The organism is Curtobacterium sp. AC268 (genome assembly GCF_979258745.1).
Genome location: NZ_OZ409878.1, coordinates 2,099,415 through 2,116,119 on the forward strand (window position 1 = coordinate 2,099,415; position 16,705 = coordinate 2,116,119).

Consider the following 16,705-nt stretch of genomic DNA (forward strand, 5'->3'; position numbering starts at 1 on the left):
ACCCGAGGGGCACGGCAGACCACGGTGCCCCTGACCGACTGGACGCGTTCGGAGGCGCCGGGAACGACCCGTGGATGCACGTCGCCCCGGCACCGCGAGGCGGAACCGGGGCGACGTGCGACTGCGGCGCGGGGTCTGGCGTCAGCCGGTCGAGTCGTCGAGGTCGAAGTCGCGCTCCAGGGAGATCGTCGGGATCGACGCGGTGATGACCGAGCCGTCCGCCCGCAGCGTGCCCTGGATGTCGCTCGTGGTCGGGGCGTGCCCGGACATCCGCGGCCCGTGGTGCGGCAGCGGCACCACGGTGGGCTCCCCCGCCTCGATGTCCCACTGCTGGTTGTGCACCCACACCGTGAAGCCCGAACCGGTCTCGACCGTGAGGGTCATGGCTTCCTGCTCGAGGTCGACCCGGACCCGCGACCCGCGCACCGTCAGACGGTAGGACAGACGGTCCCAGTGCTTCGGCAACCGCGGGTTGAAGGTCATCCGACCGCCGTGGTCACGCATGCCACCGAACCCGTTGACGAGCGCACCCCAGATGCCACCGGTCGACGCGATGTGCACGCCGTCCGAGGTGTTGCCGTGCAGGTCCGCCAGGTCGACGTAGAGCGCGGTCTGGAAGTACTGGTCGGCGAGGTCGTGGTACCCGACCTCGGCAGCCATGATCGACTGCACGACCGCGGACAGCGTCGAGTCACCGGTGGTGAGTGCGTCGTAGTAGTCGAAGTCGCGACGCTTCTCGGCCGCCGTGAACTCGTGCCCCTGCAGGAACAGCGCGAGCACGACGTCGGCCTGCTTGAGCACCTGGAACCGGTAGATCACCAGCGGGTGGTAGTGGAGCAGCAGCGGGCGCTTGGACTCGGGGGTGTTCTCGAGGTCCCAGAGTTCCTTGTCGAGGAACTGGGCGTCCTGCGGGTGGATGCCGCGGTGCGGGTCGAACGGGATCTCCATCGACTCGGCGGCGTGCTCCCACTCGACGAGCTCGTCCGGCTGCAGACCGGTCCGGCGCACCATGCGGTCGTACTCTTCGGCGTCGTCGGCGGCGAGCTCGCGGCAGGCGTTCACGGCGAACCACAGGTTCGCCCGCGCCATCACGTTCGTGTAGAGGTTGTCGTCGACGACGGTCGTGTACTCGTCCGGCCCGGTGACGCCGTCGATGTGGAACTTCTTGTCGCCGTTGGACCGCCAGAACCCGAGGTCGGCCCAGAGCCGGGCGGTCTCGACGAGCACGTCGATGGCGCCGCGCTTCAGGAACTCGCGGTCGCCCGAGGCCCGCACGTACTGCATGAGCGCATGCGAGATGTCGGCATCGATGTGGTACTGCGCGGTGCCGGCGGCGTAGTACGCGCTGGACTCTTCACCGTTGATCGTCCGCCACGGGAACAGGGCGCCGCGCTGGTTCAGCTCGCGGGCCCGAGCCCGTGCCGCGTCGAGCATGTTGTAGCGGAAGCGCAGGGCGTTCCGGGCGACGATCGGCGCCGTGTACGACAGGAACGGCAGGACGTAGATCTCCATGTCCCAGAAGTAGTGGCCGCCGTAGCCGGAGCCGGTGACGCCCTTCGCGGCGATGCCGTGGCCGTCGGTGCGGGCGGTGGCCTGCGCGAGCTGGAAGAGGTTCCAGCGGACGGCCTGCTGGATCGCGGGCTGGCCGGCGATCTCGACGTCGCTGCGCGCCCAGTAGTCGTCGAGCCAGTCGCGCTGCTTCGCGAAGGTCTCGTCGACGTTCTCGGCGTGCGCGCGGTCGAGCGTGCGGTCGCACCGGTCGGCGAGCTCGCGCACGGGCACCCCGCGGGAGGTGTGGTAGACCACGTGCTTCACGAGCCGGATGGGCTGCCCCGCGCGGGCCTGCACCCGGTAGACGTGCTTCGCCAGGTCGTCCTCGATCGACGACGACTCGTCCCAGCTGTTCTCGGTCTCGATGTGGTGCTCGACGCCGACGCAGATCGTCATGCCGGAGCTGGACGCCTGGTACCCGAGGACCGAACGGCCGCCGGTGCTGCGCTTGAGCTTCGGCACGAGCACCCGCTCGGTGAACGACTCGGCCTTGCGGGGGTCGAAGGCGTTCGCCGCGGCGCGCATGCCGGCGTGGTACTCGTCCTGCACGTCCTGGCGGTTGAGGATCTGGCTGGACAGCAGGATCGAGGCGTCCGCGTCGAGCACGGTGACCTCGTAGTCGATGACGGCGAGGTGCCGGTCGGTGAACGACACGAGTCGACGTGCCCGGATGAGCACCCGCTTGCCGGACGGCGTCGACCACTCGGTCTCGCGGAACAGGTAGCCGTCGCGGAACTCCAGCCGGCGGGTGTGCCGGAGGATGTCGGCCTCGGCCAGCACGAGCGGCTCGTCGTCGACGTAGAGGCGGATGACCTTGGCGTCGGGCGCGTTGATGATCGTCTGCCCGGTCTTCGCGAAGCCGAAGGCGTCTTCCGCGTGCCGGATCGGCCAGGTCTCGTGGAACCCGTTGATGTACGTGCCGTACTGCACGCCGCCACGGCCTTCGTCGAGGTTGCCGCGCAGGCCGAGGTACCCGTTGCCGACGGCGAAGTTCGTCTCGGCGACGCCCTGCTCGTCGGGGGTGTACTCGGTCTCGACGAGAGCCCACTCGTCGATCGGGTAGCGGACGCGGTCGAGGGGGTCCGAGGTGATGGGGTTCATGCTGCTCCGTGGGAAGGGAGGGAGATGGGTACGTCGGTGCGGCCGGCAGGCAGGGAGTGTCCGGCCGGGTGGCCTACGTCGTGCTGGTGGCTGGTGCGGGCAGCTCGTCGATGAGTTCGGCGAGGTCGGACACCACGACGTCGGCACCGTGCTCGCGCAGGGCGTCCGCCCCGGCGCCGCGGTCGACACCGACGACGAGACCGAACGAACCGTTGCGGCCGGCTTCGACCCCGCTGGTGGCGTCCTCGACCACGACGCACTCGGCGGCGGTGAGTCCGAACCGGGTCGCCGCGTCGAGGTAGGTGTCGGGCGCGGGCTTGCCGGTCAGGCCGTCCTGGCGCGCGACGAGCCCGTCGACGACCACCGGGAACCGGTCGAGGATGCCCGCCGTCCGGAGCACCGAGGTGGCGTTCGCCGAGCTCGAGACGACCGCGACGGACAGTCCGGCGGCGATCGCGGCGGTCAGGAACCGCAGCGAACCCGGGTAGGGCTCGACGCCGTGCTCGTCGAGCTCGGCGGTGAACTCCGCGTTCTTCCGGTTGCCGAGCCCGCACACGGTGTCGGTGTCGGGCGCGTCGTCGGGGGTGCCCTGCGGCAGGTCGATGCCGCGCGACTCGAGCAGCGAGCGCACGCCGTCGTAGCGGGGCTTGCCGTCGATGGAGGTGAAGTAGTCCTGCTCGGTGTACGGCGCGACCCCGTGCGCTTCGAGGTACGGCGTGAACAGTCGGCTCCAGGCCCGCATGTGGACGTCGGCGGTCGGGGTGAGCACGCCGTCGAGGTCGAACAGGAGCGCCCGCTGGTCACTGAGTCGAGCGGGCGTGCGGTGGTCCTGCGTCGTCATCTGCGGTCCTCCGGGGACTGGTGGTGGACGTGTGGCTCCCGACGAGTCTAGGACCGCTCCAGTCCGGACGTTCCGACGCGCCGCACCCTGTGGAGAGAGTTCACCGGCCGCTCCGCTGTGCAGGGAGGACCCCCGCCACGGCGCACCTGTGAGGCCTTCGAGACACACCCCGGCACGCTGACCCGGACGAGAGGCACCACCATGACCAGCGACACCACGGCCGCACCCCACGACGGCACGCAGTCGAAGCTCCGCCAGGCGATCACCGGCCCGCTGCTGTTCCTCTTCATCCTCGGGGACGTGCTCGGCGCCGGCATCTACGCCCTGATGGGGACGCTGGCGAAGGACGTCGGCGGCGCGCTCTGGGCACCGCTGGTGCTCGCGCTCCTGCTGGCACTGCTCACGGCGGGCTCCTACGCCGAACTCGTGACGAAGTACCCGAAGGCCGGCGGTGCCGCGGTCTTCGCCGAACGCGCCTACAAGGCGCCCATCGTCTCGTTCCTGGTCGGGTTCAGCATGCTCGCCGCCGGCGTCACGAGCGCCGCCGGCCTGTCGCTCGCCTTCGCCGGCGACTACCTCGGCACGTTCGTCGACCTGCCGCCCGTGCCCACCGCGATCGTCTTCCTCGCCCTGATCGCCTGCCTGAACGCCCGCGGCATCTCCGACTCGCTCAAGAGCAACGTCGTGATGACGATCATCGAGGTCTCCGGCCTCGTCATCGTGATCGTCGTCGTGGCCGTGATGCTCGGCGGTGGCGGCGGTGACGTCTCCCGGATCGGCGCGTTCCCGTCCGAGGCCAACCCGGCCCTGGCGACCCTGAGCGCCGCGATCGTCGCCTACTACTCGTTCGTCGGCTTCGAGACGTCTGCCAACATCGCGGAGGAGGTCCGCGACCCCCGCCGCGTCTACCCGAAGGCCCTGTTCGGCGCCCTCGCCACGGCCGGCGTCGTCTACGTCCTCGTCGCCCTCGCCAGCGCGATCGCCCTGCCCGCTTCGGAGCTGTCCGAGTCCAGCGGCCCGCTGCTCGCGGTCGTCTCCGCCACCGGCGTCCCGATCCCCGACTGGGTCTTCAGCCTCATCGCCCTGGTCGCCGTCGCGAACGGCGCGCTGCTCACGATGATCATGTCGAGCCGCGTGACCTACGGCATGGCCGAGCAGCGGCTCCTGCCCGCCCTGCTCGCGAAGGTCCTGCCGAACCGCAAGACCCCGTGGACCGCCATCGTCGCCACCACGATCGTCGCGATGCTCCTGACCCTGGTGGGTGACGTGGGCGTGCTGGCCGAGACCGTCGTGCTCCTGCTGCTCTTCGTGTTCATCAGCACGAACATCGCCGTCCTGGTGCTCCGCCGCGACCACGTCGAGCACGACCACTTCCGGGTCTGGACGTTCGTCCCGGTGCTCGGGGTGCTGTCGTGCATCCTGCTGCTGACGCAGCAGAGCGGTCAGGTCTGGCTCTACGCCGCGATCCTGCTCGCCGTCGGCGTGGTCCTGTACTTCGTCGCCCGGTTCACCGGGCGCCGTTCCGGACGCGACCACGAGGCGGGCGTGATCCACTGACGGCACGTCCCACGGGCCTCCAGGCAGACCGTCTGGAGGCCCGTGGTGCGTCCGCCGGTCCGCCCGGTTGATCAGCGCAGGTCGCGCACCCAGGCCTCGATCGCGTCCGAGATCTGCTGGCGGGCATCAGCACGGCTGATGGTCGCCGTGCGGTCGCCCGGCTGGTCGCCGTAGGCACCGAAGTCGGCGTGGTTCGACCCCTGGATCTCGGTCATGGTGGCGGTCGACGGCAGCTTGTCCCGCGCGGCGTCGACCTTGGCCGGCGTCGACAGGCCGTCACGCGAACCGGAGACGCTCAGCACGTCGATGTACGAACGACTGATGTCGTTCGCGCAGTAGCTGCCGAGCAGCAGCAGGCCGTCGGCGTCCTGGGCGAGCTGGCACGCGCGGACCCCGCCGAGGGAGTGCCCGCCGACCGCCCAGCGGGTGACCGAGGGTGCGTGGGCCTCGAACGTGGCGAGCGGCCGGGTGTCGAAGAACGCGAGGTTCAGCGTCGGCTTCGTGATGACCACCGTCGTGCCGTTGGCGACCACCTGCCGGAACGTGGCCATGTAGGCGTACGGATCGACCTTCGCGCCGGGGATGAAGACGATCCCGACCCCGTCGGCCTGACCGGTCGGGGTCATCACCACCGAGTCACCGGCGTCCCGGACCGCGATCCGGTCGTCGCGCCAGACCTGCAGGGCGGCGCTGCGGGTGCCCTGCATCACGATGTGCGCCCAGACGAGGAACACCACCGCGATCAGCACGACGACGGCGACGATCCAGGTGGTCCAGCGCAGCGCTCGGTTCATGTGGCCACCGTACGGCGCATCCGGACGGCGGCGTTCGCTTCGTGAGCAGGAATGGTCGGGTGCGACGTGCACACCCGACCATTCCTGCTCACGATGTCGCCCGGGAAGGGCGACCGCGACGCGCTACTTGATGGCGGCGCGGATCTCGGCGGCTGCTGCGCCGACGTCCGAGGCGCTGTAGATCGCGCTGCCGGCGACGGCGATGCGGGCGCCGGCCTCCTGCACCGAGGCGACCGAGGACGCGTTCACGCCACCCGCGATCGAGAACGGGACGCCCGACTCCTTGCCGGCGTCGAGCAGGGTCGAGAACGTGAAGCCCTCTTCGGCCTGCTCGTCGAGCCCGGCGTGGACCTCGACGAACTCGGCACCGAGTGCGACGACCTCGCGGGCACGGGCGGCCTTGTCGGAGACGCCGATCAGGTCGACGACGATGCCCTTGCCGTGCTTCTTCGCGGCCTTGACGGCGCCGACGATCGTCGAGTCGCCGGCGACACCGAGGACGGTGACCAGGTCGGCACCGGCCGAGAAGGCGATGTCGGCCTCGAGCTCACCGGCGTCCATGGTCTTGAGGTCGGCGAACACGATCTTGTCGGGGTGTGCTTCCTTGATCGCGGTGACGGCGGACAGGCCGGCGCTCTTGATCAGGGGCGTGCCGAGCTCGAGGACGTCGACGTTCGGCGCGGCCGCGGCGGCGAGCTCGAGGGCGGCTTCGGTGGTCAGGGTGTCCATGGCGAACTGGAGCTGCATGGGTGTGCCTTTCATTCGAGGTTGGCGTGACGGGGCCAGAGGTCGTCGGCGGACTGCCCGCCTCGGGCCCACAGGGCGTGGAACACGGCGTCGCCCACCAGGGCGACGGCCTGTTCGAAGAGGCCACCGGCGTACTGGGCCGAGGCGGTGCCGGAGCGGTCGGTCTTCGTCGCGGCGGGCAGCACGATCGTGACGTCCGCCAGCTCGGAGAGCGGGGAGTCGTCGGTGGTCGAGAGCGCCACGACGGCAGCTCCGACCTCGTGCGCGGTGCGTGCGGCCTGCACGATGCCGGTGGTCGTGCCGGAGCCGCTCGCGACGAGGAGCAGGTCGCCCGGTCGGATGGCCGGGGTGGTGACCTCGCCGACGACGTGCGCGTCGAGCCCGAGGTGCATGAGGCGCATCGCGGTCATGCGGAGGGCGAGTCCGGAGCGGCCGGCGCCGTGGACGAACACCCGGTCGGCGCCCTCGATCAGGTCGAGTGCGCGCTGGGCCGGGGCGTCGTCGAGGCGGGCTGCCAGGTCGCCGACCTCGCGGACGACCAGGTCGAGCGCTGCGGAGACGGTGGTTGCTGCCATGCCCTCGATCCTTCCGTCGCAGGCCCCGGCACGCCGCTACCCGCCCCGGCAGGGACCCCATCCCATCGGGTGGGCCCGTCCGCTCGGGTGGGACGGGTACGGTCGCGTCCATGGACGCATCGGTCGACACCCTGGAGGCCCGGGGCGGCTCCGCCATCCGGCTCGCGGCCGCCGAGCACGCCCGCACGGTCGCCGAGCAGGCGGACCGGCACGCGCTGACCCTCGAGTCCGTCCTCGCCGTGCTCCGGTCGTCGCGGGTCACCGACGCGGCCGCCCGGGCCGAGGCCGTCGAGATCGCCTCGGCCGCCCTCGTCGACCTGCGCACCGTGACCGATCAGCAGCGGAGCACCCTGCTCGAACCCGTCACCGGCGCGTTCTCGCGGTTGCGCGCTGACCTGCGGCCGCTCGTGCGCTTCGGGGACCTCGACGTGCAGTTCGTCGAGCCGCCGGCCACCGGCCGTGCGCTCCCGGGGGACGTCGCCCACGCGGCCCGGGCGATCGTCCGGACCGCGGTGCTCGCCCTGGTCGACGACGGTGCGGCGAAGCGGGTGCGCATCCAGTGGGACTGCGACGGCCGGAACCTGCTCATGCAGCTCCGCGACGACGGCTCCGGCACGCTCGACGTGCACGACGACGCCATGCGGCCGATCGCGGAGCGGGTCGTCACGCTCGACGGGCGGGTGCAGGTCGCGAGCACGCCCGGCTGGGGGTCCGTGCTCGACATCTCACTGCCGCTCGACCCGCGGCCGACCGAGGTGGACGCGGTCGACGACGGCGACCTGACCCCGCGGGAGCGCGACGTCCTGCGGCTCGTGGCGACCGGTGTCGGCAACCGGGAGATCGCCGAGGGACTCGGCATCAGCGTCAACACCGTGAAGTACCACGTGGCGAACCTGCTCCGGAAGCACGGCGCCCGGACCCGGGCCGAACTCGCGGCGTTCAGCTCCCGGGCGTGAACCGACGGGATCGCGACGAGGCGTCCCGACGAGACCGCGACAACGGGTACCGACGGTCGAGCGCGGGCTCGACGACGGTCGCCATCAGGAACTGGGAGAGCAGCCGCCCACCCGCCCAGTAGATGGGGATGACGAAGATCGCGGCACCCGGCCAGATGCGCGAACCGATGAGCGCCAGGGTACCGAGCGTCACGACGATGCCGACACCGGAGTACAGGTACTGCCAGCCGCGCGAAGCAGCGTCGCGCTGCGCCTGCTCGCGCTCGGCGCGCTCGTCGAGACCGCGCACCCCCGGGTCGAGCGACGCCGGCTCCTCGGTGGCGAACAGGTCGCGCACGGGGACCTCGAGGGCCGTGGCCACCGCGGACAGCGACTCGAGGCTCGCGTCGTTGCCGCTCTCCATCCGTTGCACCGTCCGCACGGCGATGCCGCTCGTCTCGGCCAGTCGTTCCTGGGTCCAGCCCCGCAGTCGTCGGAGTTCACCGATCCGCATCTCGTTCATGTCCTGAACAGTAGGGAACCGCGGAACGGCGCACCACGACAGGGACCCGCCACCCACACGACAGTTCCCCGACAGCGCCCCGCCAGGGCGTCGGTGGCGGCGGCCCCTTACGCTCCGGGGGCGAAGCGGTACCCCATGCCGGACTCCGTCACCAGGTACCGCGGGTGCGCGGGGTCGGGCTCGAGCTTCCGACGCAGCTGCGCCATGTACAGCCGCAGGTACCCGGAGTCGTTGCCGTGCGTCGGCCCCCAGACCTCGGTCAACAGCATCTCGCGGGTCATCAGGCGGTCGGGGTTCGTGACCAGGACCTCGAGCAGGCGCCACTCGGTGGGCGTCAGGCGGATCGCGGGGCCCTCGGCCGGGGTGACCTGCTTCGCCACGAGGTCGACGAGCAGCGGTCCGATCGCGATCGTCGGGGTCTCCTCCGACGCCACCACCCGTCGCCGTCCGAGTGCCCGCAGCCGGGCGAGGAGCTCGTCCATCTGGAACGGCTTCGTCACGTAGTCGTCGGCACCGGCGTCGAGCGCGTCGACCTTGTCGGACGAGTCGGTGCGCCCGGAGAGCACGAGGACCGGCACCTGCGACCAGGCCCGGACGCCCTCGAGCACGCCGATGCCGTCGAGCCGGGGCATGCCGAGGTCGAGCAGCACCAGGTCGGGGCGCTCGGTGATGACGGCGTCGATCGCCTCGCGCCCGTCCCGAGCCGTGACGACGTCGTACCCGCGCGCCGAGAGCGTCACCGAGAGGGCGCGGACGAGCTGTGCGTCGTCGTCAGCGATCAGGACCTTCATCGGATCTCCACTCCCACGTGCCCGGCGATCGGCAGCCGCACCACGACGGTGAGCCCACCGCCCGGGGTGTCGTCGACCTCGATCGTGCCGCCCATGCCCTCGGTGAACCCGCGCGCCAGCGCCAGGCCGAGCCCGAGGCCGGTCTCGTTGTCGGTGTCACCGAGTCGCTGGAACGGCTGGAACACCTCGTCGCGGCGGTCCTCGGGGATGCCGGGGCCGTGGTCGGCGACGCGGAGCTCCACCCCGCCGGCGAACGCACTCGCGGCGACCCGGACGTGGGTGCCGTCCGGGGCGTACCGGGCGGCGTTGGCGAGCAGGTTCACGACGACGCGCTGCAGCAGGACCGGGTCGGCGAGCACCGGTGGCAGATCCGCGGGCAGGTCGAGGTCGACGTCGTCCGGGCCGAGCTCCAGCTCGTCGAGCGCGGGGGCGACCACCGTCTCGAGCGCGATCGCCGCCGGGGTGACCGCGAGGACACCGGCCTGGACCCGACTGACGTCCAACAGGTCTGCCAACAGCACCGCCAGCTGACCGAGGCTCTCGTCGGCGGTCGCGAGCAGCGCCTCCCGGTCGGCCCCGGACAGGTCGATGTCGGACGCACGCAGCGTCTGCACGGCGGCGGAGGCCGCGGCGATGGGGCGGCGCACGTCGTGGCCGACGGCCGCGAGCAGCGCGCTCCGGACCCGGTCGGCGGCGGCGATGCGCTCGGCGCCGACGGCGGTGCGTGTCAGTTCGCGGTGCTCGACGGCTGCGTCGAGCTGCTGCTCGACGACCCGCAACAGCCGGCGCTGGGTCGGGTCGTCGGGCGCGCCGGCGAACTCGAGCACGGCACCGGACGCCAGCGTCGTCGACGCGTCCGGCGTCGCACCGAACTCGCCGGAGGTCGCCGGCACCTCGTCGCCCTGGCGGATCCGGACGCCGGCGAAGCCGAACGCCTCTCGTGTGCGGTCGAGCAGTGCCTGCAGGGCGTCGTCGCCGCGGAGCACGCTGCCGGCGATGCCCATCAGGAGCCCGGACTCCGCCGAGGCCCGACGGGCAGCACGCGACCGCCGGGCGGACCGGTCGACCACGAAGCTGACCAGCACCGCACTGATCACGTACATGACCAGGGCGAACAGGTGCCACGGCTGCTGGACGGTGACCATGTAGAGGGGTTGCACGAAGAAGTAGTCGAGGCTGAGCCCGGACAGCACGGCCGTGAACACCGCCGGCCACATCCCGCCCACGAGCGCCACGACGAGCACGAGCAGCTGGTACGCCAGCACGTCCACCGTGATGGCGTCCGGGTCGCTGCCGATCGACAGCACCCACGTGAGCAGCGGCCCGACCAGGACCGACAGCACGAACGCGGCGACCACCCGGCCGCGGGACAGACTGCCGCCGAGCTTGGGCAGGGTGATCCCCCCGCCGGCGCGCTCGTGCGTGACGACGTGCACGTCGATGTCGCCGGACTCGCGGATCACGGTGTTGCCGATCCCCGGACCGGTCATGGCGGCCGCGAGCCGGCTGCGGCGGCTGACCCCGATCACGATCTGGGTGGCGTCGATCGACCGCGCGAACCGCACCAGCGTGCTCGGCACGTCGTCGCCGACGACCTGGTGGTACGTGCCACCGAGCTGCTCGAGCAGGGTCCGCTGCTTGCCGAGCGCGCCGGGGTGCCGGACGCGCAGGCCGTCGTTCGTCGTCACGTGCACGGCGGCGAGTTCCCCACCGGCGCTGCGGGCGGCGATGCGGGCGCCGCGGCGCAGCAGGGTCTCGCCCTCGGGGCCACCGGTCAGGGCGACGAGCACGCGCTCCCGGGTCTCCCACCGGTGCTCGATGCCGTGCTCGGCGCGGTAGGCCTTGAGCGCGTCGTCGACCTCGTCGGCGAGCCAGAGCAGGGCGATCTCGCGCAGTGCGGTGAGGTTGCCGAGGCGGAAGTAGTTCGACAGCGCGGCGTCGATCCGGGCCGCCGGGTAGACGAGCCCGTCGGAGAGCCGTTCGCGCAGCGCTGCCGGGGCCAGGTCGACGACCTCGATCTGGTCGGCCGCACGCACCACGGCGTCGGGGACGGTCTCGCGCTGCACGGTGCCGGTGATCTCGCGGACCACGTCGCCGAGGGACTGCATGTGCTGCACGTTGACGGTCGAGATGACGTCGATGCCGGCATCCCGCAGTGCTTCGACGTCCTGCCAGCGCTTCTCGTTGGGGCTCCCCGGGGCGTTCGTGTGCGCGAGTTCGTCGACCAGCGCGACCTCGGGTGCCCGGGCGATGACGGCGTCGAGGTCGAGGTCGTCGAGGTCGACTCCCCGGTGCGAGACGGTGCGCCGGGGCACGACCTCGAGCCCGTTCACCAGTGCTGCGGTGGCGGCGCGCTCGTGCGTCTCGACGACGGCGACGACCACGTCGCGACCCTCGTCGAGCAACCGACGCCCCTCTTCGAGCATCGTGTAGGTCTTGCCGACACCGGGCGCCGCACCGAGCAGGACCCGCAGCTTCCCGCGCTTCACGTGCTCATCCTCTCGCGTGCGGGGGTCGGCCTCTGCAAAACACCGGTGTTCACCTGTCGCGCCGCGGATTGCGGGTGTTCGACGCGCGAGCACCGGTGTTTTGCGGAGGGATCACCCACGCTCAGGACGCCTTCGCCAGCGCCAGGTTCAGCGCGAGCACGTTCACCACGGGCTCACCGAGGAACCCGAGCTGCCGCGACTCGGTGTGCGACGCCACCAGCTGCCGCACGGTGTCCGCTGACAGGCCGCGCGCCGAGGCCACACGGGCCACCTGCTGGGACGCGTAGGCCGGGCTGATGTCCGGGTCGAGCCCCGAACCGGAAGCGGTCACGGCGGCGGCGGGCACCTGCGCGGCGGAGACCCCGTCGGCCTTCGCCAGCGCCGCACGACGCTCCTCGACGGCCTTGAGCAGGTCGGCGTTGTTCGGCCCGAGGTTCGAGCCGGAGGACGCTCCCGCGTCGTAGCCGTCCCCGGCGGCGGACGGCCGTGACTGGAACCAGCGGTCGGCCTGCTTGCCCGTGAACGACTGCCCGATCAACGAGGAACCGACGACCTTGCCGGACGAGTCCGTGACCATCGAGCCGTTGGCCTGGTCGTGGAACGCCGCCTGGCCGACGCCCCAGACGGCGAGCGGGTACCCGACGCCCAGGACGACGGTGGCGACGAGGGTGAGGCGGATGGCCACACCGGCGGAACGGAAGGTGGAACGTGCAGATGCCATGACTAGAACCCCGGGATGAGACCGACCACGAGGTCGATCAGTTTGATGCCGATGAAGGGGACGACCACGCCGCCCAGCCCGTAGACGAGCAGGTTGCGGCCGAGGATCGACGACGCTGCGGCCGCGCGGTACTTGACGCCACGCAGGGACAGCGGGATGAGCGCCACGATGACCAGCGCGTTGAAGACGACCGCCGACAGGATCGCGGACGACGGGCTGTGCAGCCCCATGATGTTGAGCGCCGCGAGCCCCGGGAACGCCGCCTGGAACATCGCCGGGATGATCGCGAAGTACTTCGCGACGTCGTTGGCGATCGAGAAGGTGGTCAGGGCACCGCGGGTGATGAGCAGCTGCTTGCCGATGCGGACGACGTCGATGAGCTTGGTCGGGTCGGAGTCGAGGTCGACCATGTTGCCCGCCTCCTTCGCCGCCGTCGTGCCGGTGTTCATCGCGACGCCGACGTCCGCCTGCGCCAGGGCCGGGGCGTCGTTGGTGCCGTCACCGGTCATGGCGACGAGGTTGCCGCCCTCCTGCTCGCGCTTGATGTAGGCGAGCTTGTCCTCCGGGGTGGCCTCGGCGAGGAAGTCGTCGACTCCGGCCTCGTGGGCGATGGCGGCCGCGGTGCGCGGGTTGTCGCCCGTGATCATCACCGTGCGGATGCCCATCGACCGGAGCTCGGCGAACCGCGACGCCATGCCGTCCTTGACGACGTCCTTCAGGTGCACGACACCGAGCAACGTGACCGCGCCCGACGATGAGCGGCGACCGACGACGAGCGGGGTGCCGCCCTGGTCGGAGATCTCCGCGACGGTCGCATCGATGGCCGACACGACACCGGCTTCGGTGGTGTCCGCCCAGGCGAGCACTGCCGCAGCGGCACCCTTCCGGATCTGCGACCCGTCGGGCAGGTCGAGACCCGACATGCGCGTCTGCGCCGTGAACGGCACCTCGACGGCGCCGTCCGGCAGGCCGACGGCGGCGCCGTCCTCGCGCGCCAGGTCGACGATCGAGCGCCCCTCAGGGGTCGAGTCCGCAGCACTCGACAGGGCTGCCGCTTCCATCAGCGAGGCCTCGCTCACGCCCGGCACCGGCACCACGCGGGATGCCCGGCGGTTGCCGTAGGTGATCGTGCCGGTCTTGTCGAGCAGCAGCGTCGTGATGTCCCCGGCGGCCTCGACGGCACGGCCCGACATCGCCAGCACGTTGTGCTGCACGAGCCGGTCCATGCCGGCGATGCCGATCGCGGAGAGCAGGGCTCCGATGGTGGTCGGGATGAGGCAGACGAGCAGGGCGATGAGCACCGGCACGCTGACCGTCGCACCGACGAGCCCCGCGATGGGCTGCATCGTCAGGCAGACGATCACGAAGACGATCGACAACGAGGCGAGCAGGATGTTCAGCGCGATCTCGTTCGGCGTCTTCTGCCGTGCCGCACCCTCGACCAGGCGGATCATCCGGTCGATGAAGGTCTCACCCGGCGTCGAGGTGATGCGCACGACGATCCGGTCCGACAGCACCCGGGTGCCGCCGGTGACGGCACTGCGGTCACCGCCGGACTCGCGGATGACCGGTGCGGACTCACCCGTGACGGCCGACTCGTCGACCGACGCGATGCCGTCGATGACGTCGCCGTCGCCCGGGATGACCTCGCCGGCGACGACCACGACCACGTCGCCCTTGGCCAGGTCCACGGACGCGACCTCCTCGGTCTCGTTGCCGGTAGCAGCCGCGTCGGTCGTCGCGTACCCGAGCACCCGGCGGGCGCTCGTGGTCGAGCGGGTCTTCCGCAGGGTGTCGGCCTGCGCCTTGCCACGGCCCTCGGCCACCGACTCCGCCAGGTTGGCGAAGACGACGGTGAGCCAGAGCCAGACGGCGATCGCGATCGTGAACGCGGACGGCTCGACGACGGCGGCCGCCGTCGTCAGCGCTGCGCCGACCTCGACGATGAACATGACGGGGTTCCGCCACATGAGTCGCGGATCGAGTTTCCGCAGGGCGCCCGGGAGGCCCGCCACCAGTTGGCGGGGTCCGAATGCGGACGAGCGGGTGGCCGGTTCCACGGCGGTGCGCGGTTCCGACTCCGTGGTCACGGGGGTGGTCATGACAGTCCTTCTGCGAGCGGACCCAGTGCGAGCACCGGGAAGTAGGTGAGTGCGGTGACGATGACGGCGACGCCGCCGAGCAGCCCGATGAACAGCGGGCGGTGGGTGGGCAGCGTGCCGGCGGTCTCCGGCACCCGGTCCTGCGCGGCGAGGGACCCGGCGAGCGCCAGGACGAACACCATCGGCACGAAGCGGCCGAGCAGCATCACGACGCCGAGCGAGGAGTTCATCCACGTGGTGTTCGCGGTGAGCCCGCCGAAGGCCGAGCCGTTGTTGTTCGCACCGGAGGTGAAGGCGTAGAGCAGCTCGGTCAGCCCGTGGTTGCCGGGGTTGAAGATCGACGTCCCGAGCACCTGTTCGCGGACCCCGGGGATCACGAGCGAGAGCCCGGTGGCCAGGAGCACGAGCGTCGGCGTGACGAGGATGTACAGCGCCGCGAAGGTCATCTCCTTGGCGCGGATCTTCTTGCCGAGGTACTCCGGGGTGCGACCGACGAGCAGGCCGCCGATGAACACCGTGATGACGGCGAGCACGAGCATGCCGTACAGGCCGGAGCCGACGCCGCCGGGGGTGACCTCGCCGAGCATCATGTTGACGAGCGCCATCATCCCGCCGATCGGGGTGTAGCTGTCGTGCATCGCGTTGACCGCACCGGTGGACGTCGAGGTGGTCGCGGTCGAGAAGAGCGTCGAACCGAGGATGCCGAAGCGGCTCTCCTTGCCCTCCATCGCGGCCCCGGCAGCGTGTGTGGCGACACCGCCGCCGCCGAGTTCGGCGATCGACATGACCGACAGCGACACGAGGAAGATCGCGCCCATCACGGCGAGGATCGCGTAGCCCTGACGGTCGTCGCCGACCAGCCGCCCGAACGTGCGCGGGAGCGAGAACGGGATGACGAGCATCAGGAAGATCTCGACGAGGTTCGTCCACGCCTGCGGGTTCTCGAACGGGTGCGCCGAGTTGGCGTTGAAGTAGCCGCCACCGTTCGTGCCGAGTTCCTTGATCGCCTCCTGCGAGGCGACGAACCCGTCGGGGATGTGCTGCGTGCCGCCGATGAGCGTGGTGACGTCGGTACCGCTCCCCCACGACTGCACGACCCCGCCAGCGACGAGGATGATCGCGAAGACGAACGCGCCGGGCAGCAGCAGACGGCCGAGGCCGCGCACGATGTCCACCCACACGTTGCCGAGGGTGCCGGACTTGCGACGGGCGAACCCGCGCACCAGGGCCACGGCGACCGAGAGACCGACGGCCGCGGACAGGAAGTTCTGCACCGCGAGGCCGGCCATCTGCACCGAGTAGCCGAGGGTGACCTCGGGCGAGTACGACTGCCAGTTCGTGTTCGACACGAACGACGCCGCCGTGTTGAACGCGAGCGAGGGTCCGACGGCGGGCAGCCCGAGGTCGCCGGGCAGGACGACCTGGATGCGCTGCAGCAGGTAGACGAGCAGGAGCCCGGCGACGCTGAACAGCAGCACGCCGCGCAGGTACACGGGCCAGGACTGCTCGGCGTCCGGGTCGACCCCGATCAGCCGGTAGACCCCGCGCTCGACCCGGTTGTGGCGGACGGGCGTGAAGACCTTCGCCATCCAGTCACCGAGCGGGCGGTACGCGACGACGAGCAGCAGGACGAGGGTGGCGACCTGGGCGATGCCCGCCCAGACGTCCGCGGCGCCCACTAGAAGCGCTCCGGACGCACGAGCGCCCAGACGAGGTACACGACTGCGGCGATGCCGAGGACGGCGGCCGCGATGGTGATGCCGATCACAGCCGTTCCACCCCCTTGGCGATCAGTGCCACCACGCCGAACACGGCGAGGACACCGGCGACGACGAACACGTCGAACACGAGGGACTCCAGAAGCTCTGCGGTGTCCGCGCCGGGTGACGCGGACCGGCACCACTTGTGGTGCCGAACCGATGCTGGGTCCTGCGCCGTGCCTCCAGTGCGGTCCTAACGGATCCCTGACGCTGCCCTG

General features: G+C 71.1%; 14 protein-coding genes. 2 read left to right on the forward strand and 12 right to left on the reverse strand.

Annotated features, from left to right (window positions below; translation table 11 throughout):
- Positions 1-141: 141 nt before the first annotated feature.
- Together ACZZ9K_RS09940 and ACZZ9K_RS09945 are read right to left on the reverse strand one after the other, a co-directional pair.
- Positions 142-2,652 (reverse strand): glycoside hydrolase family 65 protein, encoded by a 2,511-nt coding sequence (locus ACZZ9K_RS09940; protein ID WP_349847643.1) that lies wholly within the window; start codon positions 2,650-2,652, stop codon positions 142-144.
- Positions 2,653-2,725: 73 nt separating this feature from the next.
- Positions 2,726-3,493: an HAD family hydrolase gene (locus ACZZ9K_RS09945; protein WP_111056544.1), complete on the reverse strand. Its 768-nt coding sequence runs from the start codon at positions 3,491-3,493 to the stop codon at positions 2,726-2,728.
- Positions 3,494-3,694: 201 nt separating this feature from the next.
- Here ACZZ9K_RS09945 and ACZZ9K_RS09950 point away from each other — a divergent pair, with 201 nt between their 5' ends.
- Entirely contained in the window at positions 3,695-5,050 is a 1,356-nt protein-coding gene (locus ACZZ9K_RS09950; protein ID WP_463443954.1) for an APC family permease, read from the forward strand.
- Between the two features lie 71 nt (positions 5,051-5,121).
- Here ACZZ9K_RS09950 and ACZZ9K_RS09955 read toward each other — a convergent pair whose 3' ends face one another.
- The 3 genes from ACZZ9K_RS09955 to hxlB form a co-directional block, all read right to left on the reverse strand.
- Positions 5,122-5,844 carry an alpha/beta hydrolase gene (locus ACZZ9K_RS09955; protein ID WP_027466790.1) on the reverse strand — a complete coding sequence of 241 codons (723 nt, stop codon included), beginning with the start codon at positions 5,842-5,844 and terminating at the stop codon, positions 5,122-5,124.
- Between the two features lie 123 nt (positions 5,845-5,967).
- Positions 5,968-6,591 carry a 3-hexulose-6-phosphate synthase gene (gene hxlA, locus ACZZ9K_RS09960; RefSeq protein ID WP_463443955.1) on the reverse strand — a complete coding sequence of 208 codons (624 nt, stop codon included), beginning with the start codon at positions 6,589-6,591 and terminating at the stop codon, positions 5,968-5,970.
- 11 nt (positions 6,592-6,602) lie between these two features.
- The gene (hxlB, locus tag ACZZ9K_RS09965) at positions 6,603-7,166 is read right to left on the reverse strand and encodes a 6-phospho-3-hexuloisomerase (protein ID WP_301624324.1); all 564 of its coding nucleotides are present in this window, start codon (positions 7,164-7,166) and stop codon (positions 6,603-6,605) included.
- Between the two features lie 110 nt (positions 7,167-7,276).
- Between hxlB and ACZZ9K_RS09970 the strand changes: the two genes are divergently transcribed.
- Complete coding sequence (locus ACZZ9K_RS09970) at positions 7,277-8,122, forward strand: helix-turn-helix transcriptional regulator (protein WP_071406217.1); 846 nt, start codon at positions 7,277-7,279, stop codon at positions 8,120-8,122.
- Here ACZZ9K_RS09970 and ACZZ9K_RS09975 read toward each other — a convergent pair.
- The 7 genes from ACZZ9K_RS09975 to ACZZ9K_RS10005 all read right to left on the reverse strand — a co-directional run bounded on the left by ACZZ9K_RS09975 (position 8,106) and on the right by ACZZ9K_RS10005 (position 16,495).
- Entirely contained in the window at positions 8,106-8,624 is a 519-nt protein-coding gene (locus ACZZ9K_RS09975) for a helix-turn-helix domain-containing protein (protein WP_027466794.1), read from the reverse strand. The genes ACZZ9K_RS09970 and ACZZ9K_RS09975 overlap by 17 nt on opposite strands.
- Positions 8,625-8,731: 107 nt before the next feature.
- Positions 8,732-9,415, reverse strand: a complete 684-nt coding sequence (locus ACZZ9K_RS09980; RefSeq protein WP_027466795.1) for a response regulator — start codon at positions 9,413-9,415, stop codon at positions 8,732-8,734.
- A complete protein-coding gene (locus ACZZ9K_RS09985) occupies positions 9,412-11,904 on the reverse strand; it encodes an ATP-binding protein (RefSeq protein WP_027466796.1) in 2,493 nt (830 codons plus the stop codon). The genes ACZZ9K_RS09980 and ACZZ9K_RS09985 overlap by 4 nt, the downstream gene beginning before the upstream one ends.
- A 121-nt stretch (positions 11,905-12,025) precedes the next feature.
- Positions 12,026-12,625 (reverse strand): potassium-transporting ATPase subunit KdpC, encoded by a 600-nt coding sequence (gene kdpC / locus ACZZ9K_RS09990; protein WP_463443956.1) that lies wholly within the window; start codon positions 12,623-12,625, stop codon positions 12,026-12,028.
- A gap of 2 nt (positions 12,626-12,627) precedes the next feature.
- On the reverse strand, positions 12,628-14,727 hold the full coding sequence (gene kdpB / locus ACZZ9K_RS09995) for a potassium-transporting ATPase subunit KdpB (RefSeq protein WP_463443957.1): 2,100 nt from the start codon (positions 14,725-14,727) through the stop codon (positions 12,628-12,630).
- On the reverse strand, positions 14,724-16,406 hold the full coding sequence (kdpA, locus tag ACZZ9K_RS10000; protein WP_176709537.1) for a potassium-transporting ATPase subunit KdpA: 1,683 nt from the start codon (positions 16,404-16,406) through the stop codon (positions 14,724-14,726). Before kdpA ends, kdpB begins: the two co-directional genes overlap by 4 nt.
- Positions 16,406-16,495 (reverse strand): potassium-transporting ATPase subunit F, encoded by a 90-nt coding sequence (locus tag ACZZ9K_RS10005; protein WP_017887940.1) that lies wholly within the window; start codon positions 16,493-16,495, stop codon positions 16,406-16,408. The genes kdpA and ACZZ9K_RS10005 overlap by 1 nt, the downstream gene beginning before the upstream one ends.
- Positions 16,496-16,705: the final 210 nt, after the last annotated feature.